Annotated in this window: 18 protein-coding genes; 12 read left to right on the top strand and 6 right to left on the bottom strand. The window is 68.9% G+C overall.

The genetic code is table 11. From position 1 onward, the window contains the following. Positions 1 to 213: 213 nt before the first annotated feature. From purH to F573_RS0104535, 3 genes are read left to right on the top strand one after another with little or no spacing between them, the layout of a single operon-like run. The gene (gene purH / locus F573_RS0104545; RefSeq protein WP_019021613.1) at positions 214 to 1,779 is read left to right on the top strand and encodes a bifunctional phosphoribosylaminoimidazolecarboxamide formyltransferase/IMP cyclohydrolase; all 1,566 of its coding nucleotides are present in this window, start codon (positions 214 to 216) and stop codon (positions 1,777 to 1,779) included. 37 nt (positions 1,780 to 1,816) lie between these two features. Beyond that, positions 1,817 to 3,106: a phosphoribosylamine--glycine ligase gene (gene purD, locus F573_RS0104540; protein ID WP_026300798.1), complete on the top strand. Its 1,290-nt coding sequence runs from the start codon at positions 1,817 to 1,819 to the stop codon at positions 3,104 to 3,106. 55 nt (positions 3,107 to 3,161) lie between these two features. Continuing rightward, the gene (locus F573_RS0104535) at positions 3,162 to 5,654 is read left to right on the top strand and encodes a glycogen/starch/alpha-glucan phosphorylase (protein WP_019021611.1); all 2,493 of its coding nucleotides are present in this window, start codon (positions 3,162 to 3,164) and stop codon (positions 5,652 to 5,654) included. Positions 5,655 to 5,682: 28 nt separating this feature from the next. On the opposite strand, the gene rimO is transcribed toward F573_RS0104535, so the two are convergent. Further along, positions 5,683 to 7,038, bottom strand: a complete 1,356-nt coding sequence (gene rimO, locus F573_RS0104530; RefSeq protein ID WP_038033190.1) for a 30S ribosomal protein S12 methylthiotransferase RimO — start codon at positions 7,036 to 7,038, stop codon at positions 5,683 to 5,685. Between the two features lie 652 nt (positions 7,039 to 7,690). Here rimO and rpmE point away from each other — a divergent pair. The 8 genes from rpmE (at position 7,691) to F573_RS0104490 (ending at position 15,504) form a co-directional block, all read left to right on the top strand. Continuing rightward, positions 7,691 to 7,894: a 50S ribosomal protein L31 gene (gene rpmE / locus F573_RS0104525; protein ID WP_018869107.1), complete on the top strand. Its 204-nt coding sequence runs from the start codon at positions 7,691 to 7,693 to the stop codon at positions 7,892 to 7,894. Positions 7,895 to 8,105: 211 nt separating this feature from the next. Further along, entirely contained in the window at positions 8,106 to 8,963 is an 858-nt protein-coding gene (locus F573_RS0104520) for a M48 family metallopeptidase (protein WP_019021609.1), read from the top strand. Between the two features lie 32 nt (positions 8,964 to 8,995). After that, a complete protein-coding gene (locus F573_RS0104515) occupies positions 8,996 to 10,216 on the top strand; it encodes a malic enzyme-like NAD(P)-binding protein (protein WP_019021608.1) in 1,221 nt (406 codons plus the stop codon). Between the two features lie 25 nt (positions 10,217 to 10,241). Then, complete coding sequence (gene mdh, locus F573_RS0104510) at positions 10,242 to 11,165, top strand: malate dehydrogenase (RefSeq protein ID WP_019021607.1); 924 nt, start codon at positions 10,242 to 10,244, stop codon at positions 11,163 to 11,165. Continuing rightward, positions 11,149 to 12,093: a 5'-3' exonuclease H3TH domain-containing protein gene (locus tag F573_RS0104505; protein WP_019021606.1), complete on the top strand. Its 945-nt coding sequence runs from the start codon at positions 11,149 to 11,151 to the stop codon at positions 12,091 to 12,093. Before mdh ends, F573_RS0104505 begins: the two co-directional genes overlap by 17 nt. Beyond that, positions 12,090 to 12,755 (top strand): DUF1007 family protein, encoded by a 666-nt coding sequence (locus F573_RS0104500; RefSeq protein WP_019021605.1) that lies wholly within the window; start codon positions 12,090 to 12,092, stop codon positions 12,753 to 12,755. The genes F573_RS0104505 and F573_RS0104500 overlap by 4 nt, the downstream gene beginning before the upstream one ends. A gap of 4 nt (positions 12,756 to 12,759) precedes the next feature. Further along, positions 12,760 to 13,302, top strand: coding sequence for a pseudouridine synthase (locus tag F573_RS0104495; RefSeq protein WP_019021604.1), 543 nt, complete (start codon positions 12,760 to 12,762; stop codon positions 13,300 to 13,302). 108 nt (positions 13,303 to 13,410) lie between these two features. Beyond that, positions 13,411 to 15,504 carry a transglycosylase SLT domain-containing protein gene (locus F573_RS0104490; RefSeq protein WP_019021603.1) on the top strand — a complete coding sequence of 698 codons (2,094 nt, stop codon included), beginning with the start codon at positions 13,411 to 13,413 and terminating at the stop codon, positions 15,502 to 15,504. 7 nt (positions 15,505 to 15,511) lie between these two features. Here the strand turns inward: F573_RS0104490 and F573_RS0104485 are convergent, their stop codons facing one another. Beyond that, positions 15,512 to 15,895, bottom strand: coding sequence for a group III truncated hemoglobin (locus F573_RS0104485; RefSeq protein WP_018869099.1), 384 nt, complete (start codon positions 15,893 to 15,895; stop codon positions 15,512 to 15,514). A 71-nt stretch (positions 15,896 to 15,966) separates the two neighbouring features. Here F573_RS0104485 and F573_RS0104480 point away from each other — a divergent pair, with 71 nt between their 5' ends. Further along, positions 15,967 to 16,872, top strand: a complete 906-nt coding sequence (locus F573_RS0104480; RefSeq protein WP_019021602.1) for a fructosamine kinase family protein — start codon at positions 15,967 to 15,969, stop codon at positions 16,870 to 16,872. Positions 16,873 to 16,878: 6 nt separating this feature from the next. On the opposite strand, the gene F573_RS0104475 is transcribed toward F573_RS0104480, so the two are convergent. The 4 genes from F573_RS0104475 to F573_RS0104460 form a co-directional block, all read right to left on the bottom strand. Beyond that, positions 16,879 to 17,757, bottom strand: a complete 879-nt coding sequence (locus tag F573_RS0104475) for an NAD(P)-dependent oxidoreductase (protein WP_019021601.1) — start codon at positions 17,755 to 17,757, stop codon at positions 16,879 to 16,881. A 9-nt stretch (positions 17,758 to 17,766) separates the two neighbouring features. Then, the gene (locus F573_RS0104470; protein WP_019021600.1) at positions 17,767 to 19,389 is read right to left on the bottom strand and encodes a BCCT family transporter; all 1,623 of its coding nucleotides are present in this window, start codon (positions 19,387 to 19,389) and stop codon (positions 17,767 to 17,769) included. 96 nt (positions 19,390 to 19,485) lie between these two features. Further along, positions 19,486 to 20,136 (bottom strand): 16S rRNA (guanine(966)-N(2))-methyltransferase RsmD, encoded by a 651-nt coding sequence (gene rsmD / locus F573_RS0104465; protein ID WP_019021599.1) that lies wholly within the window; start codon positions 20,134 to 20,136, stop codon positions 19,486 to 19,488. Beyond that, positions 20,120 to 21,361, bottom strand: coding sequence for a pitrilysin family protein (locus tag F573_RS0104460; protein ID WP_231384392.1), 1,242 nt, complete (start codon positions 21,359 to 21,361; stop codon positions 20,120 to 20,122). The genes rsmD and F573_RS0104460 overlap by 17 nt, the downstream gene beginning before the upstream one ends. Positions 21,362 to 21,373: the final 12 nt, after the last annotated feature.

Below are 21,373 nucleotides of genomic sequence, written 5' to 3'. Positions count from 1 at the left end.
TTCGCGCGCCTGGCTCGGGGATCGCAAACGGTGCCATGCGTTGCGTCGGAACGCAGGCGTTGTGTCCGAAAGTGTTTTTATACGCTAAAGGTTTTGCGCCCAAATTACAAACCGGCCACCGGCCGCACCGTCCGGCACTGCACCCGCCCGCACGGCCGCGACATCCCCGGCACCTTCGCTATAATGGCCGTTTTGACGCGATTTCGAGGTCCCATGACTACCCAGGCTCCCGTGCGCCGCGCGCTGCTGTCCGTTTCCGAAAAAACCGGCGTGGTGGAACTCGCCCGCCACCTCCACGAACGCGGCACCGAACTTCTGTCCACCGGCGGCACCGCGCGTCTGCTGGGCGAGCACGGGGTCCCGGTGACCGAGGTCTCGGAACACACCGGTTTCCCCGAGATCATGGACGGTCGGGTGAAGACCCTGCACCCGCGGATCCACGGCGGGCTGCTGGGCCGGCGCGACACCGACGCCGGGGCGATGGAGACCCACGACATCCCGCCGATCGACCTGCTGGTGGTCAACCTGTACCCGTTCGAGAACACCGTGGCGCGCCCCGACGCCACACTGGAAGAGGCGATCGAGAACATCGACATCGGCGGTCCGGCGATGCTGCGCGCCGCCGCCAAGAACTACCGCGACGTGACCGTGGCCACCGATCCCGGCCAGTACCGCGCGATCGTCGAAGCCCTGGACGAACACGGCGGCATCCCGGCCGCGCTGCGTTTCCGCTTCGCGGTGGCCGCGTTCGACCACGTGGCCCGCTACGACGCAGCTATCAGCAACTACCTGTCGGCGCTGGATGACGACGGCCATCGGGAAGGCTTCCCCGGCCAGCTCAACGCGACCTTCCAGCGGGTGGAGGCCCTGCGCTACGGCGAGAACCCGCACCAGAACGCGGCGTTCTACCGCGACCCGCAGCCGGCCCCCGGCTCCCTCGCCAGTTTCCGCCAGCACCAGGGCAAGTCGCTGTCGTACAACAATCTGGCGGATGCCGACGCCGCCTGGGAGTGCGTGCGCCAGTTCGACGAGGCGGCCTGCGTGATCGTCAAGCATGCCAACCCCTGCGGGGTCGCGGTCGCCCCGTCGCAGCTGATGAGCTACGAGCGCGCGTTCCAGACCGACCCGACCTCGGCCTTCGGCGGCATCATCGCGTTCAACCGCCCGCTGGAGGGGGACACCGCACAGGCCATCGTCAGCCGGCAGTTCGTGGAGGTGGTGATGGCGCCGGAGATCACCTCCGGCGCCCTGCGCGCGCTGTCCGCGAAGAAGAACGTACGCGTGCTGGAGATCCCCGACGCCCCCGCGGCCCCGGGGCTGGACTACAAACGCATCGGTGGCGGGCTGCTGGTGCAGGATACCGATCGCGGCTCACTGGCCGACACGGACCTGAAGATCGTCACCGCGCGCACCCCCACCGAGCAGGAGAACCGCGACCTGGCCTTCGCCTGGCAGGTGGGCAAGTACGTGAAATCCAACGCCATCGTGTATGCCCGCGACCAGCAGACCGTCGGCGTGGGCGCCGGCCAGATGAGCCGGGTGTACTCCGCGCGCATCGCCGGGATCAAGGCCGCCGACGAGGGCCTGCAGGTGGCCGGTTCGGTGATGGCCTCGGACGCCTTCTTCCCGTTCCGCGACGGCATCGATGCCGCCGCCGGCGCCGGCATCACCGCGGTAATCCAGCCGGGCGGCTCGATGCGCGACGAGGAGGTCATCGCCGCGGCAGACGAGCACGGCATCGCGATGGTCTTCTCCGGCATGCGCCACTTCCGCCACTGATCGCGGCCGCAGGAGAACGCTCATGAACGAAACGGCCATCAACGTCCTGGTCATCGGCGGCGGCGGGCGCGAACACGCGCTGGCCTGGAAGCTGGCACAGTCCGCGCGGGTCGCGCGGGTGCTGGTCGCGCCGGGCAATGCCGGCACCGCGGGCGAGCCCGGCTGCGAGAACGTCGACTGCGCCGCCACCGACATCGACGGCCTGCTCGCCGTGGCGCAGCGCGAAGAGGTCGCCTTCACCGTGGTCGGGCCCGAGGCGCCGCTGGTCGCCGGGGTGGTGGATGCCTTCCGCGCCGCCGGCCAGCCGATCTTCGGTCCCACCGCCGACGCCGCGCGCCTGGAGGGATCGAAATCCTTCGCCAAGGATTTCATGCAGCGCCACGGCATCCCCACGGCGGCGTACGGCAGCTTCGAGGACGAGAACGCCGCGCTGGCGTTCATTGACACCCACGGCGCGCCCATCGTGGTGAAGGCCGACGGCCTGGCTGCCGGCAAGGGCGTGATCCTCGCGCAGACCACGGACGAGGCGCGTGCCGCGGTACGCGACATGCTGGCCGGCAATGCCTTCGGCGAGGCCGGCCACCGGGTGGTGATCGAGGAATTCCTGCAGGGCGAGGAGGCCAGCTTCATCTGCATGGTGGACGGCGAGCACGTGCTGCCGCTGGCCTCCTCGCAGGACCACAAGGCGCGCGATGACGGCGACCGCGGCCCCAACACCGGGGGCATGGGCGCCTACTCCCCGGCCCCGGTGGTCACCGACGCCCTGCACGACCGCATCCTGCGCGAGGTCATCGAACCGGTGGTGCGCGGCATGGCCGCCGACGGCGAGGCCTATACCGGGTTCCTGTATGCCGGGATCATGGTCGATGCCGACGGCAATCCGAAGGTGCTGGAATTCAACTGCCGTTTCGGCGACCCGGAGACCCAGCCGATCCTGATGCGCCTGGAAAGCGACCTGGCGGAGCTGGTCGAGACCGCGCTGGACGGCCGCCTCGACCGGGTGGAGGCCCGCTGGGACCCGCGCGTGGCCCTGGGCGTGGTGGCTGCGGCGCAAGGCTATCCCGATGCATATCGCAAGGGCGACGTGATCGATGGCCTGGAAGCGGTGGATCCGCTACCGGATGCCCGCGTATTCCACGCCGGCACAACGAACGACGACCACGGCCGGACGCTCACCGCCGGCGGGCGCGTACTGTGCGTGGTCGGTCTGGGCCAGGATTACGCCGATGCGCAGAAAAAGGCCTATACGGCCCTCGGGGAAATCCGCTTCGAGGGTATATACTTCCGTACTGATATTGGACACCGTGCCATCGACCGTCCCGCCTGAGCGGCGCCGGGGTCGATGACGCGCGTGTCCGGCCGCAACCCCCGGAGAAATAAAGATGTCCACCAGCGCCACCGACCCCTCGGCCCCTTCGCTCAGCCCCCTGCCGCATGACACCGAGGGGCTGAAGCAGTCCATCCGTGATGCCATGGTCCGCTTCGTCGGCAAGGACCCGCAGCAGGCCACCCCCCGCGACTGGCTCGAGGCCACCTCGTTCGCGGTGCGCGAACGCATGATCGAACGCCGGGTGCTGACCCGCCGCCAGTTCGCCGAAGAGGACGTCAAGCGGGTCTATTACTTGTCGATGGAATACCTGATCGGGCGCATGCTGGAGGCCAACCTGCGCAATACCGGCATCCTCGACGAGGCGCGCGAGGCCCTTGCGCAGCTGGGACAGGACTACGACGAGATCGTCGAGTGGGAAGACGACGCCGCTCTGGGCAACGGCGGCCTCGGCCGCCTGGCCGCCTGCATCCTCGAGTCGCTGGCGACCCAGGGCTATCCGGGCTTCGGCTACGGTATCCGCTACGAGTACGGCATGTTCCGCCAGCAGTTCGAGCCCTACCGTCAGGTCGAGCACCCGGACAACTGGCTGCGCTACGGCAACCCCTGGGAGTTCCCGCGCGCCGAGCGCAAGTACCCGATCCGCTTCTACGGCGAGGTGGTTGAGCATCACCGCAGCGACGGCTCGGTGCACTACTCCTGGGAAGACGGCGAACAGGTCCTGGCCATGGCCTACGACTATCCCACCGCGGGCTACGGCCGGCGCAACGTGAACAACCTGCGCCTGTGGGGCGCCAAGGCGACCCGCGACTTCGACCTGCGCTATTTCAACGAGGGCGACTACATCCGCGCGGTGGCCGACAAGAGCCAGTCGGAGAGCATCTCCATGGTGCTCTACCCCAACGACGCTACCGCCATCGGCAAGGAACTGCGGCTGAAGCAGGAATACTTCTTTGTCGCCGCCTCGCTGCACGACATCCTCGATCGCCACCTGGAGCTGGGCTATACCCTGGACGACCTGCCCCACCAGGTCGCGATCCAGCTGAACGACACCCACCCGGCGATCGCGGTGGCGGAGATGATGCGCCTGCTGATGGACCGCCACGAGCTGCACTGGGCCCGTGCCTGGGAGCTGTGCCGCAAGGTATTCGCCTACACCAACCACACCCTGATGCCCGAGGCCCTGGAAACCTGGTCGGTGGACCTCGTGACCCGCGTGCTGCCGCGGCACATGCAGATCATCTACCGCATCAACCACGAATTCCTCGAGATGGTGCGCCGGCGCTTCCCCGGCGACGAGGAACGCCTCAAGCGGCTGTCGCTGATCGACGAGGAAGGCGGGCGCAACGTCCGCATGGCCCATCTGGCGGTGGTCGGTTCACACCAGATCAACGGCGTCGCCGCCCTGCATACCGAGCTGCTGAAACAGACCCTGTTCGCCGATTTCTACCAGCTGTGGCCGGAACGCTTCGTCAATGTCACCAACGGCGTCACCCCCCGGCTGTGGATGATCCAGGCCAATCCGGAGCTGACCGAGTTCCTCGGCGAAAAGATCGGCCACGACTGGCAGTACGACCTTGAACGCCTGCGCGCGCTGGAGCCCTGGGTCGCGGATCCGGAGCTTCAACAGAAGTTTCAGCAGGTCAAGCGCAAGAACAAGGAGCGCCTGGCCGCGCTGGTGCGCGAACGCACCGGCATCCGCATCCGCACCGACGTCCTGTTCGACGTACAGATCAAGCGCATCCACGAATACAAGCGCCAGCTGCTCAAGCTGCTGCACGTGATCGAGCTGTACAACCGCATCCGCGACGGCGAGGACGTGCCCCCGAGGGTGGTGATCTTCGGCGGCAAGGCGGCCCCCGGCTACCAGCGCGCCAAGGACATCATCCAGGTCATCAACGAGGTCGCCGACATCATCAACCACGACCCGCAGGTGGGGGACCGCCTGAAGTGCGTGTTCATCCCCAACTACGAGGTCAGCGCCGCGACCGTGATCATCCCCGCGGCGGACCTCTCGGAGCAGATCTCCACCGCGGGCTTCGAGGCCTCGGGCACCGGCAATATGAAACTGGCCCTGAACGGCGCGCTGACCATCGGCACGCTGGACGGTGCCAACATCGAGATCCGCGACGCGGTGGGTGAAGAAAACATCTTCATCTTCGGCATGACCGAGTCCGAGGTGGTCGCCCACCGCGCCCGCGGCGAGGTCCCCGAGGCGATGCTCGCCGGGCGTCCGGCCCTGACGCGTACGGTGGAGATGATCGAGCAGGGCTATTTCACCTGCGACGACAACGCCACCCATGCGGAACTGGGACGCTACCTGCGCCAGGACGACCCGTTCTTCGTGCTCGCCGACTACCCCGCCTACCGCGAGGCCTGCGAACGGGCCGACACGCTGTATGCGCAGCCGGAATGCTGGAATGCCGCGGCGCTCACCAACATCGCGCGCATGGGCTATTTCTCCATCGACCGCACGGTGCGTGACTACGCGGAGAAGATCTGGGACGCCACGCCGGAACCGGTGGCCCCGAAGCGCAACGGCGGCTGAGCACGGCCGCCGAGCGAGGCCGCCCCGGTCACTCGTCCGGGTCGGCGACCTCGGCGATCAGGTCGTGCTCGCGAGTGTCCGTGATCCGCACCTCGATGAAGTCCCCGGCCTCCACCGAGTCGGGATCGGCATCCGGCACGCGGATCACCCCGTCGATCTCCGGCGCCTCTGCGGCCGAACGCGCGACTACGACGCCGTGTTCGTCGGTGCCGTCGACCAGCACAACCGGCTGCGTGCCCACCCGACGGCGCAGGCGCTCGGCACTGATCTGTGCCTGCACCTCCATGAAACGCGCCAGGCGTTCCTGGCGCACGGGCTCGGGCACCGGGTCCGGCAGGGCATTGGCCTCGGCCCCGTCCACCGGCGAATAGGCAAAGGCCCCGACGCGGTCGAGCTGCGCCTCGCGCAGGAAGTCCAGCAGGGTCTCGAACTCGGCCTCGGCCTCGCCGGGGAAGCCCACGATGAACGTCGAGCGCAGGGTCAGGTCCGGCACCTGCGCGCGCCAGTCGGCGATCCGCTCCAGCACCTTCTCCGCCGCAGCCGGACGGCGCATCGCCTTGAGCACCCGCGGGTGGCCGTGCTGCAGCGGCATGTCGAGATAGGGCAGCAGCCCGCCCTCCTCGCCGGACCCCATCAGCGGGATCAGGCGATCCACATGCGGATAGGGATAGACGTAGTGCAGCCGCACCCAGATCCCCAGCCGCCCCAGGGCCTCGGCGAGATGCGCGATGTCGGAACGGATCGGGCGCCCGCCGTGGAAGCCGGTACGGTATTTCACGTCCACGCCGTAGGCGGAAGTGTCCTGCGAGATCACCAGGATCTCGCGCACCCCGGCCTCGGCCAGGCGCTCGGCCTCCGCCAGCACCTCGCCAATCGAGCGGCTGACCAGGTCGCCGCGCAGGCCGGGGATGATGCAGAAGCTGCAGCGGTGATTGCAGCCCTCGGAGATCTTCAGATAGGCGTAGTGGCGCGGGGTCAGACGAATGCCCTCCGGCGGCACCAGGGTCTCGAAGGTGCCCGCCGGCGGCGGCAGGTGCTCGTGCACCGCCGTCACCACGTCCTCGTAGGCGTGCGGCCCGGTCACCGCCAGCACGTCCGGGTGGCGCTCGTGGATGGTCTCGGCATCCTTGCCCAGGCAGCCGGTCACGATCACCTGCCCGTTCTCCGCCAGGGCCTCGCCGATCGCCCCCAGCGATTCTTCCACCGCTTCGTCGATGAACCCGCAGGTGTTGACCACCACTAGGTCCGCCCCGGTGTAGTCCCCGACGATCCCGTAGCCCTCGGCACGCAGCCGGGTCAGGATGCGCTCGGAATCCACCAGCGCCTTGGGACAGCCCAGGCTGACAAAGCCGACCTGCGGCACTGCGCTTGACAATGCGGACATGTTATTCACAACGCGACTCCCGTCCTTTCACGCCGGTCCCGACCCCGGGCAGCACCGGGCCCGGGCCCATTGACATACAAGGAACACTTTATTTTCAGTAATATAAAAACTCTGGGCAAAAACTGACCAATCCAGAGTCCTGCGCCGCAGCAAGCCGCTGGCGCCATCCAGTGACAGTTCGTCCACAAAGTTTTCCACAGGTTTCGGGGAAAACTCGCGCGCCCCGGCACAACGCCCCGCAAGACAACGACTTGCCCGTACCGCCCGGAGAGCAGCCCGCCGGCCCTGTTCGCCTGCGGGCAGGCTCCCGCCATCGCGAGTCGCAGCCCCCTCGCCCCGTCATTGCGAGGAGCCGAAGGCGACGTGGCAATCGGCCGAAGCGGGCTGCATGCAGGAACAGGTGGCTTCGGATGGAGATCGCCACATCGCTTCGCGACTCGCGATGACGGGAACGTGCTCGGACGCGAACCGACCGGTTTCGGGCAAAACGCACGCCCCGCCGGAACGCCCCGCAAGACAACGAGTTGTTCGCACCGCCCGACAGCACGTCCGGATCCCGGCCGCCCCCCGCGAAGACCGCCGTCGACTTGCGCCCGGCCACAGGAGGCGGCTATGCTAGCGCACTTTTCGCCCGAACACGCGTGAGTCGACCATGAAAGCCGAGATCCATCCCCAATACCGCGAAGTCAACGTGATCTGCACCTGTGGCACGAAGTTCACGACCCGTTCCACCCTGGGTCAGGACGAGATGCACCTGGACGTCTGCTCGCAGTGCCATCCGTTCTACACCGGCAAGCAGAAGATCGTCGACACCGCCGGCCAGGTGGACAAGTTCAAGCGCCGCTTCGCGTTCTGAAGTCCCGCGCGAGGTCGCATCACGCGGCCCCGCAGGCAGGCGGCGGCCCATCGGCCCCGCCGGCGTGGCCGATCCGGCGAGGGCATCCTTCGGGGTGCCCTCGTTTGCGTGCGGGCTCCGCAGGGCGGTCCGCAGGGTGTATGCTGAAGAGGTGTCATCATCCCGCATCCCCGCGGGACCTGCAGGCAGAAACCGCATGAACTGGTCACGCATGAACTCGCTGTTCCGTCCGCTGCGCCGGCGCCTGCCGGTGCTGGCCCTGATCGCCGTACTGGGCATGGCCCTGGGCCTGCCCGCCTGCACCACCAATCCGGTAACGGGACGTTCCCAGCTGATGCTGGTCTCGGAGAACCAGGCGATCGACGCCTCGCGCGAGGCGTACGTGGAGATGCTCTCCGGCGCACGCGACGAAGGCCGGATCAACGCCGACCCCGAGATGACCGAACGGGTCCACGGGATCACCGAACGCCTGGTCGCGCAGGCCATCGAGTACCGCCCGGAGACCGCCGACTGGGACTGGGAGATCGCGGTCATCGAGGCGCCGGACACCCTCAACGCGTTCGCGATGGCCGGCGGCAAGATGGCGATCTACTCGGGCATCATCGAACAGCTGGAACTGACCGACGACGAACTGGCGCAGATCATCGGCCACGAGATCGGCCATGCCCTGTCCGCCCACAGCGCCGAGAAGATGTCGGTGGCGATGGCCTCCAATCTCGCGGTCACGACCTTCGCCATCACCGGCGACCGCTCCGAGCTGGCGCTGACCGGCGCCGCGCTGGGCGCGGTGCTGGCGGTGCAGCTGCCCCACAGCCGGCGCATGGAAACCGAAGCCGACGAGATCGGCATCGAACTGGCGGCCCGCGCCGGCTACGACCCCGACGCCGCCCCGGCGCTGTGGCGCAAGATGGCCGAGCAGTCCAATGGCAGCCGCCATCCGGTGTTCCTCAGCACCCATCCGGCGCCGGAAGGGCGCCAGCGCGAGCTCGCCCGGCTGGCCGACGAGGTACGACCGCTGTACGAGGCGGCCCGCGACCGCAATGATCTGCCGACCCACCCGGTCAACTGAACCCACCGCCCGCACAAGGCCCGTTCGCAATCATGTCCGACGATTTCAATCAGCGCGCCCTCGACTACCACGCCCGCGAACCGGCCGGGAAACTGGCCATCCACGTCACCAAGCCCACCGCCACGCAGGACGACCTGTCGCTGGCGTATTCGCCCGGCGTGGCGGCCCCGGTGCGCGCCATCGCCGACAACCCCGACGAGGTCTACCGCTACACCGGCAAGGGCAACCTGGTCGCGGTGATCACCGACGGCACCGCGGTGCTGGGACTGGGCAACACCGGTGCGCTGGCCTCCAAGCCCGTGATGGAGGGCAAGGGCGTGCTGTTCAAGACCTTTGCCGGGATCGACGTGTTCGACATCGAGGTCGACGCCGCCCAGCCCGAGGACTTCATCAATACCGTGGCGCGGATCGCCGGCGGCTTCGGCGGCATCAACCTCGAGGACATCGCGGCGCCCCACTGCTTCGAGATCGAACGCCGCCTGAGTGATCGCCTGGACATCCCGGTGTTCCACGACGACCAGCACGGCACGGCCATCATCACCGCGGCCGGGCTGCTCAACGCCCTGGCCATCCAGGGCAAGGACCTGGCCGACGCCCGGATCGTCTGCGTGGGCGCGGGCGCAGCCGGCATCGCCTCCATGCAGCTGCTGGTGCGTCTGGGCGCGAGCAAGCATCTCATCCACATGGTCGACCGCAATGGCGTGATCCACAGCCACCGTGAAGACCTCAATGAATACAAGCAGATCTTCGCGGTGGACACCGAGGACCGCACGCTGGAGGATGCCTGCCGCGACGCCGACGTGTTCATCGGGCTGTCCGGGCCGGACATCCTGACCCCCGAGATGCTGCAAAGCATGGCACCGAATCCGGTGATCTTCGCGCTGTCCAATCCGGACCCGGAGATCCGGCCGGACCTGGCCCGCGAGACCCGGGACGACCTGATCATGGCGACCGGCCGTTCCGACTACCCCAACCAGGTCAACAACGTGCTCGGGTTCCCGTTCATCTTCCGCGGAGCGCTGGACGTGCGCGCCCGCCGCATCAACGACGCCATGCTGGTCGCGGCCACCCACGCGATCGCCGACCTGGCGCGCGAACCGGTGCCGCAGAGCGTGCTGGACGCCTACGGCCGCGACCACCTGGAGTTCGGACCGGACTACATCCTGCCCACGCCGTTCGATCCGCGCCTGATCGAGACCATCCCGGATGCGGTGGCCCGGGCGGCCCGCGACAGCGGCGTGGCGCGTACCTGAACACACCGTCCGAGGAGCGCAGGCCATGCAGAAGATCGCCATTGTCGGAGCCGGGCGAGTGGGGGAATCCACCGCGCAGTTCCTCGCCCGCCGTGACCTCGCCCGCGAGATCGCGCTGCTGGATGTCCATGAAGGGATCGCCGCCGGGGCCGCGCTGGACATCCAGGAGACCGCGCCGCTGCTGGGCTTCGACACCCGCCTGACCGGTTCCCACGAGGCGGACGTCATCGCCGGTGCGGAACTGGTGATCATCACCGCCGGACTGCCGCGCAAGCCGGGCATGTCGCGCTCCGATGTCCTCGACAAGAACGTCGCGATCCTCGACGCGATCCTCGATCAGGTGCAGCAACACGCCCCGGACAGCCGCCTGCTGGTGGTCTCCAACCCGGTGGACGTGCTGACCTGGCGTGCGGCGCAGAAGACCGGCTGGAGCCGCGACCGGATCATGGGGCAGGCGGGCGTGCTCGACACCTCGCGCATGGCGGCCTTCATCGCGCTGGAGACCGGCCTGTCGGTGCACGACATCCAGGCCCTGGTGCTGGGTGGGCACGGCGACGCCATGGTCCCGCTGCTGCGCTACTCGCACGTCAACGGGATCCCGCTGGACCGATTCCTCGATCGCGAGACCCTCGACTCCATCGTCGAGCGCACCCGCCACGGCGGCGCCGAGATCCTCGCCCTCAAGCAGACCTCCAGTGCCTACGCGGCCCCGGCCGCGGCGATCGCCGAGATGGTCGAGGCGATCGCGCTCGACCGGCGTCGGGTGCTGCCCACGGTCGCGCTGCTGGACGGCGAATACGGCCAGCGCGATGTCGCCACCGGCGTCCCCTGCATCCTCGGCCAGGGGGGCATGGAACGGATCGTCGAACTGGACCTGAAACCCGAAGAACAGGCGGATCTCGAACGCTCCATCGGCGGCATCCGGAAGGATCTTGAACGCCTGCAGTGAACCCGCCCCGTGTCCGACCTGCACGGTCGTGGACACCAGCATCTTCGTGTTCCGCGCCTGGTTCGCGCGCGGCCTCGACCCCGACCCGCAGGGGCGTCCGGGTGGTGCGCTGCACGGCTTCGTCCACTCCCTGTGCCAGTGGCTGCCGCAGCGTGCCCCGGGGCCGCTGGGCTTCTGTTTCGACACCTCGCTGCGGCGCGGTTTCCGCCACCGCCTCGACCCCGGGTACAAGGCCCATCGCCCGCCGGCGCCACCCGAGCTGCGGGCACAGTTCGAGCGGATCGGCGAGCTGCTGGACGCCCTCGGGCTGGCCCGCTTCTCACACCCCGAATACGAGGCCGACGATCTGATCGCCACCCTGGCCCGCAACGCGCGCACGGCAGGGCTGCCGGTCGCGGTGATGAGCGCCGACAAGGATCTGGCACAGACCATCCTCGGCGACCGGGACCACCTGCACGACCCGGAACGCGGCCGACCCATGGATCGCCGGGCCCTGGAGAAGCGCCTGCGCGTGCGCCCCGACCAGGTGGCCGACCTGCTGGCGCTGGCCGGTGACCGCAGCGACAACATCCCGGGGATCCACGGCCTGGGCCCACGCGGAGCGGCCCGCATCCTGCGCCGCCTGGGCGACCTGGAAAGCGTGCTTGCCGATCCCGACGCGGTTCGCCGCTGCAACCTGCGCCGCGCCACCGCCCTCGCGCAGGCGATCGCCGCCGACCCCGAACGCCTGCGTCTGTCGCGCCGGCTGACCGGTCTGGTGGATCACGTCCCGGGACTCCCCCGGGGTTCCGATCTGCTCGCCGAACTGCAGCCGCGCGGACCGGTCAGGGACATATACGTCCGGCTGCATGACCTTGGCGTGCACCCCGACTACCACGAGCGGCTGCTGCATGCCGCCGCCCCGACCCCGGAGGCCATCCCGGCATGAACCCGGTCCGCATTCAAACGCGCCTGGCGACGCGCCTTGCCGCATTCCTGCTGCTGGCCGCGACGGCCGGCCTGCCCGGCACCGCAGCCGCCCATCCGCACGCCTGGATCGATCTCGAGGTCGACTTCGAGCGCGACGCCACCGGCCAGCTGGTACGCATGCATCACCTGTGGCAATTCGACCCGATGTACTCCGAATACCTCCACGAAGACGCCCTGGCCCACCAGGAGGGCGACAGCGACGCCGAGCGCCTGAACGCGCTGGCGCGCGAGATCCTCGACAACCTGGAGGAATACGACTGGTACACGCACTTCGAGGCCGAAGGCCACGCGATCGAAGTGCGGCCGGAGGGCGAGGCGCGGATGGAAAAGGACGGAGACACCCTGGAATACCGGTTCACCCTGGCGCTCGAGGGTGCGCCCGACCCGGCGCGGACGCCGGTGGATTACCGCGTCTTTGATCCCACCTATTTCATCGAGATCCTGCACCCCGATGAACGCCCTCCGCGGGTGCGCGGGGCACCGGAATGCGAGGCCGAGGTCGACCGGCCACGGCCCGATCCGGCGATGGTCGCGCGCGCCATGGCGCTCGACTACGGTGCCGAACCCGAAGACAACCTCGGCCGCCACTTTGCCGACCGTGTGACCCTGCGCTGCGACTGAGGGCATGAGCCGGATTCTTCTGTTCCACAAGCCCTGGGGTGTGCTCAGCCAGTTCACCGACCGCGAGGGCCGTCCCACCCTGGCCGATTACATCGACCTGCCCGGCGTGCACCCGGCCGGACGTCTGGACCGCGATTCCGAGGGCCTTCTGGTGCTCACTGACGATGGCGCCCTGAACGCCCGCATCACCCGCCCCGGTCCCGACTCCGCGGGCAAGACCTACTGGGTGCAGGTGGAAGGCGAACCCGACGAGGCCGCACTGGACGCCCTGCGCACCGGGGTCGAACTGCGCGACGGACTCACCCTGCCGGCGAAGGTCGACCGTATGGACCCGCCGGACCTGCCGGAACGCGACCCGCCGGTGCGCTTTCGCCGCCACACCCCCACCCGCTGGCTTGCGATCACCCTGCACGAAGGGCGCAACCGCCAGGTCCGGCGGATGACCGCCGCGGTCGGCCATCCGACCCTGCGCCTGGTGCGCTACCGGGTCGCCTCCTGGACCCTCGACGGGCTGGCCCGCGGCGAGAGCCTGCTGCTTTCCGGCTGATCGGGCGGCATTGCGCGTCATGCCGCGCAAAACACGGGCACGGGGATTGCCAGCCCGCCGGACCTGACGGATGATGGTGGAATACGCGGAGTCTCAGGAGACACAGGCATGCGCATTCGTCAGCGGCTGATCGCCGGCACCCTGGGCATGGTCCTCGCCATGACCCTGACCCTGCTGGTCGGCGGCCCTTCTGCCGCGGACTCCGGTTCCGGCGCGGAAGAAACTCGCTACGCCTTCGAGCGCGGCCTGTTCGTCACCGCCGAACGGGCGCTCAACCGGGGCCACACCGAGGCGTTCGAGCGCGCGCGCGAGACCCTGGCCGATTACCCCCTCGCACCGTATCTCGACTACCGCCGCCTTGCCCGTGACCTCGGGCGTGCGGAGCCCGAAGCGGTGCGCGAATTCCTCGAGCATCACGGCGACACCCCGCTGGCCGACCGCCTGTACGCCAACTACCTGCGCCATCTCGGCGAGGAATCCGAATGGGATACCCTGCTCGCGATGGTCGACGACCAGCGTTCCCCGGGGGTGACCCAAGACTGCTATCGCCGCCAGGCCCTGCTGGAGCGGGACGAGAACGACGCCGCCCTGGAAGACATCGAATCGATCTGGCTGCACGGCCATTCGCGGCCCTCGGCCTGCGACCCGGCCCTGGATGCCTGGCGCGCGGCCGACGGCCTGACCAGTGAACTGGCGATGCAGCGCTTCGCCCTCGCCATGGACGCCGGCCAGACCGGGCTGGCCCGCTACCTGCGCCGCTACCTCGACCGTGACGACGAAGCCTGGGCCGAACGCTGGCTGGAGCTCCGGGAACGGCCACGGCGGGTGGCGCAGGCGGACTTCGACGCCGACGACCACCCGCAGGCCGGCCCCATGGCCGAAGACGCCTGGAAGCGCTGGATCCGCTCCGATCTGGACGCCGCCCTGGACACCTGGCAGGAGCGGCCCACGAACGGCCCGGCGACCCTGGATAGCGAGGGCCGCAACGCGGTGGCCCACGCCCTGGGCCTGCGCCTGGCGGTGCGCTACCGCGACGAGGCCCCCGAGTTCCTCGCCGGACTGGACGAAGAGGTCTTCGACGCCCAGCTGCGCCAGTGGCAGGTACGCGTGGCCCTGCGGGCGGGGGACTGGGAAACCGTGCGCGACGCAGTCCGCGCGATGCCGCGCGAGACCCGCGAAGAGGCCCAGTGGCGCTACTGGTTCGCGCGCGCCGAAGAGGCCCTGGGCAATACGGACAGAGCCCGCGATCACTACGAGCGGGCCGCCACCGAACGCAATTTCCACGGGTTTCTCGCCGCCGACCGGATCGGGCAGCCTTACCGTATCGGACATCGGCGCGCGGATCTGGACAACGGCCTGCGGGTGCGCGTGCGCAACCAGCCCGCGATGCTGCGGATGCGCGAACTGCTGCGGCTGGATCGCCACGCCGAGGCGCGGCGCGAATGGCAGCATGCGGTCGCGCGCATGGACAACGACGAGCGGGTGGCCGCGGCACACGAGTTCGCCGAATGGGGCTGGCACGACCGGGCGATCTTCACCGTGGCCCGCGCGCGCCAGTGGGACGATGTCGAACTGCGCTTTCCGCTGGCCTTCGACGATCTGATCGTTGCCGGCGCCCGCGATCAGGGCATTGATCCGGCCTGGGCCATGGCGGTCGCGCGCCAGGAGAGCGCTTTCCTGCATGACGTGCGTTCACACGCGGGCGCGCTGGGCATCATGCAGATCATGCCGGCCACCGGGCGCAACATCGCCTCGGCCGCCGGCGTGCAGGTGAATTCCGACTGGGACATCCTCGAGCCCGCGAACAATGCCCGCCTGGGCACCTACTATCTCGGGCGCAATCAGGAGCGCTTCGGCGGCCACGGGCTGCTGTCCACCGCCGCCTACAACGCCGGGGCCCACCGGGTCCGGCAATGGCTGCCGGAAGACGGCGAGACCCTGGATGCGGACATCTGGGCGGAACTGATCCCTTTCTCCGAGACCCGCAAGTACATCCGCCGGGTGTACGCCTACCGCATCCTGTACGCCGTGCGTCTCGGTCAGGAACCGCCGTCGATGGCCAGACTGCTGTACCCGGTCACGGCGGAACCGCACCTGGCCGAGGCCCGTCAGGCCCATCTGCGCGATGTGCACGGCGGGGACGACATCGCCCTGAATCGCGGCTACTGCGGCTTTCCCGGCGGCGGCGCGGACCCCTGCTGACGCCGCCTCAGCCGGTCAGGATGTCCTGACGCATGCGGCTGGCGATACCCTCGGCCAGCTGCTGCCATTCCTTCGCGTGCGCCGGATCCAGCATCTCGTCGGTGGTCGCACGGAAGTGCTCCATCCACGCCTGAAGATCGTCTTCGGTCAGCTTCAGCGGCGCGTGCTTGCCCACCATGTCGATGGTCGGTGGCTGTTCCAGGCGCCCGCCCAGGTTCTGGTACCAGAAATCGCTGATCCGCCGTACGTGATCCTCGAAATCCTCGATGCGCTCGAAGTGGTGCCCGATCCGCGGATCGGCCGACACGCGGCGATAAAACTCGTCGATCACGGCGCGGATCTGCTCCGCCCCGATCTTGTCGCATAGGGGTTCCAGTTTGCGGAAGGCCATCTCGGGACTCCTGACGTTCGGGGTGTGTAGTGGTTAACCTGTCAGCCACATCCGCCACGGGAGACAGACACATGACGCGAAGCAGCGCACGGGACGACGACCTGACCGGCGCCCTGGCCCGGTGCATCACGGACCATACCGGAGTACCGTTCGAGGCGACAGGCCGCAGCGCACGTTCCGGCGGCTCCATCAACCAGGCCCTGCGTCTGGAGGGCACCGACGGCCGCCGCTTCTTCGTCAAGCTCAACCGCGGCGACCACGCCGGCATGTTCGCTGCCGAGGCCCGTGGCCTGACCGAACTGCAGCGCTGCGAGGTACTGAAGATCCCCGCGGTGATCGGCACCGGCGAGGCTGCCGGCGCCCGTTTCCTGATCATCGAGGACCTGGACCTGGGCGGCCCGCGCGACGCGGTGGCGCTGGCGCACGGCATCGCCGACATGCATGCGCACACCGCCAGCCGCTTCGGCCTCGACGAGGACAATTTCATCGGATCCACGCCACAGTCCAATCGGCCGCATGCGGACTGGGTGGATTTCTATCGCGAGGAGCGCCTGGGGTTCCAGCGCCGCCTGGCCCGCGACCGCGGGGCCCCGCGCGGGCGTCTGGACACCCTGGCCGAGCTGGAGGAGCGCCTGGACGGCTTCTTTACGGACTACCACCCGCAGCCGTCACTGCTGCACGGCGACCTGTGGAGCGGCAACTGGGACTTCCTCGGCGACGGCCGGCCGACGCTGTTCGACCCGGCCACCTATTACGGCGACCCGGAGGCCGACCTGGCGATGATGGAACTGTTCGGGCACCCCGGGCGGGACTTCTTCGCGGCCTACGCCGAACAGCGGCCGCTGGATCCGGGCTACGCCACCCGCCGCACGCTGTACAACCTGTACCACATCCTCAACCACGACCACCTGTTCGGCGGCGGCTACGGCTCGCAGGCCGAACGCATGGCCCGGCAGCTGCTCGCCGAAGTGCGCTGACGCGGGTCAGCCGCGGTTGCCGGCCTCCGGCACGATGGACGAATAGATGGCCGAGTAGTCGGCATCGCCCAGTCCCCGGTCGGCGGCCTGCTCGAGCAGATCCGCCAGCAATGGCAACCAGGGGTCGGACAGTCCCGCGTCGGCGGCTGCCTGATGGGTCAGGCGCACGTCCTTGAGCAGATGCTTGACCGGGAAGTTGGCGGTCCCGAATTCCCCGGAGCACATCTTGTCCAGCTTCTTGTCGAAGGTGGGTGCGTAGAGGGCGCTCTCGCGCAGGATCTCCATGAAGGTGTCGACCTCCACACCCTCGCGGCGCACCAGTCCCAGGCTCAGCGAGAATGCCGCCGTAAGGCTGGCGATCAGCTGGTTGAAGGCCAGCTTGAGCGCGGCACCCTGCCCCGGGCCGCCCACATGCCGGACCGTGCTGCCCAGGGCCTCCAGCACCGGGGCGACCCGCTCCACGTCCACCTCATGCTCGGCACCGGCCATGATCAGCAGCCGCCCGTCGCGCGCCTCGGGAATGGACCCCAGCACCGGGGCCTCGACATAACACCCCCCGGCCGCCCGCACGCGCTCGCCCAGGGCCCGGCTCTCGGCCGGCAGGATCGTGCCCATCTGGATGAAACAGCGCCCGTCGAGCGTTCCCGGGGAAAGATCGGCGAGCACGGACTCGATGGCACGGGCATCGCTGAGCATCAGAATCACCCAGTCCGCGCCCTGTACCGCGGCGTCCGGGGTGGAATACACGGTTGCCCCGGCGCGGGCCAGATCCTCGGCCCGCGCCGGGGTGCGGTTGTATGCCTGCAGCGGGAACCCCGCGTCCAGCAGCCGCAGGCCCATGGGGGTCCCCATCAGCCCGCAGCCCAGCAGTGCCACCTGTGACATCGATGCCTCCTAGCGGATCTTCTCGTCGAGGTCTTCGGTGTAGCCGAACAGCGTATGCGGCGGCGGTGCCTCGCGCTGATAACGGCTGGGCGTGACGGCCTCGGTCTGCTGCAGCGAGCGGTACAGCCCCACCATCATGATCAGCATCACGATGGAGAACGGCAGGCCGACACTGATGGCCGCCGCCTGCAGCGCGCCCAGCCCCCCGGCCACCAGCAGCACCGAGGCCACGATCCCTTCGGCCACGGCCCAGTACACGCGCTGGGTCACGGTGGGATTGCGCACGTCACCCGAGGCCAGGGTGTCGATCACCAGCGAACCGGAGTCCGAGGAGGTGACGAAGAAGGTGACGATCAGCAGGGTTGCCGCGCTCATCACCGCGATCGCCATCCAGTCCAGCATCGGCAGGGCCTCGATGGTCAGGAACAGCGCGGTCTCCATCTGTTCGGACACCTGCCCGGCCACGTCGGCCACGCCGTCCAGCTGGAAGCCCATAGCCGTGCCGCCGAACACCGACAGCCAGACGAACCCGGCCGCGGTGGGCGCCAGCAGCACGCCAGTCACGAATTCGCGGATGGTGCGCCCGCGCGAGACCCGCGCGATGAACATGCCGACGTACGGCGCCCAGGAGATCCACCAGCCCCAGTAGAAGATGGTCCAGGTCGTGGCCCAGCCGGAATCCTCGATGGTATCGGCCCACAGGCTCATCGCGGGCAGGTTCTGGACATAGACCCCGGTGGATTCGACCAGGGTCCGCAGGATGAACAGTGTGGGCCCGAGCACCAGCAGCAGCGCGATCAGCACCACGCTCAGGCCGATGTTGAAGTTGGACAGCCGCTTGATCCCGCGGTCCACGCCCAGGGCCACGGAGCCCACCGCGATCAGGGTGATGATCGCGACCAGCACGACCTGGTTCAGGGTGGTTTCCTCGATGCCGAAGACGAAGTTGAGGCCCGAGTTGATCTGCATGACCCCCAGACCCAGCGAGGTCGCGACCCCGAACATGGTCCCGAACAGTGCAAGGATGTCGACCAGGTGCCCCCACGGGCCGTAGATGCGGTCGCCGATGAACGGGTACAGCGAGGAGCGGATCAGCAGCGGCAGGTTGTGTCGGTAGGCGTAGTAGGCCAGCGACAGACCCACGATGATGTAGATCGCCCAGGCGTGCAGTCCCCAGTGGAAGAAGGTGTAGCGCATCGCCTCCATCGCCGCCGCGCTGGATTCACCCTCGGCATGCGGCGGCGACATGTAGTGGTACATCGGCTCGGCGATGGAGAAGAACAGCAGCCCGATGCCCATGCCGGCGGAGAACAGCATCGCGAACCAGGACGCATAGCTGAAACGCGGGGGTTCGAACTGATCGCCCAGACGCACCCCGCCGTAACGGCTGAACATCAGGTACAGGGCAAAGATCAGGAAGATCGTCACCACCAGCATGTAGTACCAGCCGAGGTAACGGGAGATGCCGTCGCGCGTCTGCACGAACAGGCCTTCGGCCGTCTCGGAAAACGCCGCCCCGAAAAGCACGAAGGCCACGATGATGATGCTGGCGATGATGAAGACCGGACTGCAGATGACCCCGAAGCCGCGCACGCGCGTCTGGGACAGACCGGGGGTGGATGATTCATCCATGGATGACTCCCCTTGTGCATGGGTAGCGTGGCGGCCGGGTCGTGGGACGCTGACGCCGGCCCCGCACGCGGATGGAAATGCCTTGAACGGATGATCCTACGGTAGCGAATGCCCCAGGGTACTGCAAAAAAGCGGCTCCGCCGGCTCCAGCAGCAGCCCCCGGGCCTGCCCTGCGGTGCGCTCGCGCAGGATGTGCCACTGCGCCCCCGTCACCTCCGCCGGGTCGCGATGGGCTTCCAGCTCGACATACACGCGCCCCCCGGGCGCCAGCCAGCCCTCACCCGCCAGGGTGCGCAGAGCCGGGGCGAGCAGGTCGCGCTCGAACGGCGGGTCGAGGAACACCACGTGGAACGGGGCGACGACGTCCGGGCCCGCCTCCAGCAGGCGCGCCGCATCGGCGCAGCGCACCTCCACGCCGCTGGCGCCCAGCTCTTCGACGGCCTGCTGCAGCCGCGCGACGGCACGCCGGTCGCGCTCCACCATCAGCACCGACTGCGCCCCGCGCGACGCGGCCTCGAACCCCAGGGCCCCGGTACCGGCGTACAGGTCCAGCACCCGCGCACCGGGCAGATGCGGCTGCAGCCAGTTGAACAGGGTCTCGCGCAGGGCGTCGGCGGTAGGACGCAGGCCCTGTACGTCGGCCACCGGCAGCCAGCGCCGGCGCCACGCGCCGCCGATGATGCGGACCCGGGACTCGTGGCCGCGGCGCCGCGCGGAACCCGCCCCGCGCCTACGGTTCTTCGCCACCAACGATCACCGTGACCAGGGCCTGCGGATCGACCCGTTCCCGTATGGCCCGCTGCACGTCGTCCGGCGTCACCGCTTCCATCCGTGCGGGGTAGTGCGTCAGATAATCCGCGCCGAGATCGTAGAAACCGATCAGGGCCAGATGCGACACGATCCCCGAGCTGGACGCCAGGCGCAGCGGGAAGCCGTTGACCACGTTGGCGCGCGAGGCCTCCAGCTCGGCCGGCTCCACGCCCTCGGCATGCCAGCGCCGGATCTGCTCGTGCAGGGCTTCCACCGCCTCGCCGGTCTGCTCGGTGCCGGTCTGCATGGAGACGCTGAACGGCCCCTCCGCGGCGCGCGACCCGAACCCGCTGCTGACGGAATAGGCCAGTCCGCGCTCGCTGCGCAGTTCGCGGAACAGACGCGAGGTGAAGCCACCTCCGCCCAGGACGTGGTTGCCCAGGGTCAGCGGGTAATAGGCATCGTCACCACGCCGCAGGGCCGGTGCGCCGATGCGGATGTGCGCCTGCTCCGAGGGGAACGGGACATGCTCCGTCACCGCACCCTCCAGCGGCGGCACCGGCGGCAGCGGTTCGGCCGGTTCACCGGGGCGCAGGGCCTGCGAGACACGCGCCGCCAGAGCTTCGGCCTGCCGGCGATCCACGCCGCCGGTGATCGCCAGCACGCCGTTGCGCGCCGTGTAATACCGCTCGAAGAAGCCGCGCGCGTCCTCGGGGCTCAGCGCCTCCAGACTCTCGCGATCCCCCGCCGGCCAGTTGGCGTACGGATGATCGGCGTAAACCAGCTCGTGGAAACGCCGCGCGGCCACGCTGCCCGGCTCCTGACGCTCCCGTTGCAGTCCCAGCAGGGCCTGGCGCCGCGCCCGGTCGAAGTCGTCCTCGGGGAAGGCGGGTTCCGCGAGGACCGTGGTCAGGGTTTCCATCGCGGTGTCGAGCCAGTCCGTCTCGGTGAGACTGCGCAGCGAGACCACGGCCATGTCCCGCTGGGAGCTGGTACTGAAGCGGGCACCGACGGACTCGAAACGCTCGGCCAGCGCATCGGCATCCATCTCCGTCGTGCCGTGACGCAGGCTCCGGCTGGTCATGCGCGCCAGCCCCGGCAATTCGCCGTCCCTCGCCGCACCGGCATCAAAGGTCAGGCGCAGGTCCACCATGGGCAGTTCGGGCGCCTCGACGTACAGCGCCTGCAGGCCCTCGTCGGTCTCCCAGCGGTCGATCTCCATCGCCGCCGCGGG

The sequence above is a fragment of the Thioalkalivibrio sp. ALE23 genome, from assembly GCF_000378545.1.
Taxonomy (GTDB): Bacteria; Pseudomonadota; Gammaproteobacteria; order Ectothiorhodospirales; family Ectothiorhodospiraceae; genus Thioalkalivibrio.
The sequence above is the reverse complement of the archived record's forward strand: the minus strand, read 5'-3'. Positions and strand labels throughout refer to the sequence as shown.

Bases quoted from the DNA above. Each gene is read 5' to 3' on its own strand.
- purH (WP_019021613.1), top strand. From the start codon at position 214: ATGACTACCCAGGCTCCCGTGCGCCGCGCGCTGCTGTCCGTTTCCGAA.
- F573_RS0104535 (WP_019021611.1), top strand. From the start codon at position 3,162: ATGTCCACCAGCGCCACCGACCCCTCGGCCCCTTCGCTCAGCCCCCTG.
- rimO (WP_038033190.1), bottom strand. From the start codon at position 7,038: ATGTCCGCATTGTCAAGCGCAGTGCCGCAGGTCGGCTTTGTCAGCCTG.
- rpmE (WP_018869107.1), top strand. From the start codon at position 7,691: ATGAAAGCCGAGATCCATCCCCAATACCGCGAAGTCAACGTGATCTGC.
- F573_RS0104520 (WP_019021609.1), top strand. From the start codon at position 8,106: ATGAACTCGCTGTTCCGTCCGCTGCGCCGGCGCCTGCCGGTGCTGGCC.
- F573_RS0104515 (WP_019021608.1), top strand. From the start codon at position 8,996: ATGTCCGACGATTTCAATCAGCGCGCCCTCGACTACCACGCCCGCGAA.
- mdh (WP_019021607.1), top strand. From the start codon at position 10,242: ATGCAGAAGATCGCCATTGTCGGAGCCGGGCGAGTGGGGGAATCCACC.
- F573_RS0104500 (WP_019021605.1), top strand. From the start codon at position 12,090: ATGAACCCGGTCCGCATTCAAACGCGCCTGGCGACGCGCCTTGCCGCA.
- F573_RS0104495 (WP_019021604.1), top strand. From the start codon at position 12,760: ATGAGCCGGATTCTTCTGTTCCACAAGCCCTGGGGTGTGCTCAGCCAG.
- F573_RS0104490 (WP_019021603.1), top strand. From the start codon at position 13,411: ATGCGCATTCGTCAGCGGCTGATCGCCGGCACCCTGGGCATGGTCCTC.
- F573_RS0104485 (WP_018869099.1), bottom strand. From the start codon at position 15,895: ATGGCCTTCCGCAAACTGGAACCCCTATGCGACAAGATCGGGGCGGAG.
- F573_RS0104480 (WP_019021602.1), top strand. From the start codon at position 15,967: ATGACGCGAAGCAGCGCACGGGACGACGACCTGACCGGCGCCCTGGCC.
- F573_RS0104475 (WP_019021601.1), bottom strand. From the start codon at position 17,757: ATGTCACAGGTGGCACTGCTGGGCTGCGGGCTGATGGGGACCCCCATG.
- F573_RS0104470 (WP_019021600.1), bottom strand. From the start codon at position 19,389: ATGGATGAATCATCCACCCCCGGTCTGTCCCAGACGCGCGTGCGCGGC.
- F573_RS0104460 (WP_231384392.1), bottom strand. From the start codon at position 21,361: ATGGAGATCGACCGCTGGGAGACCGACGAGGGCCTGCAGGCGCTGTAC.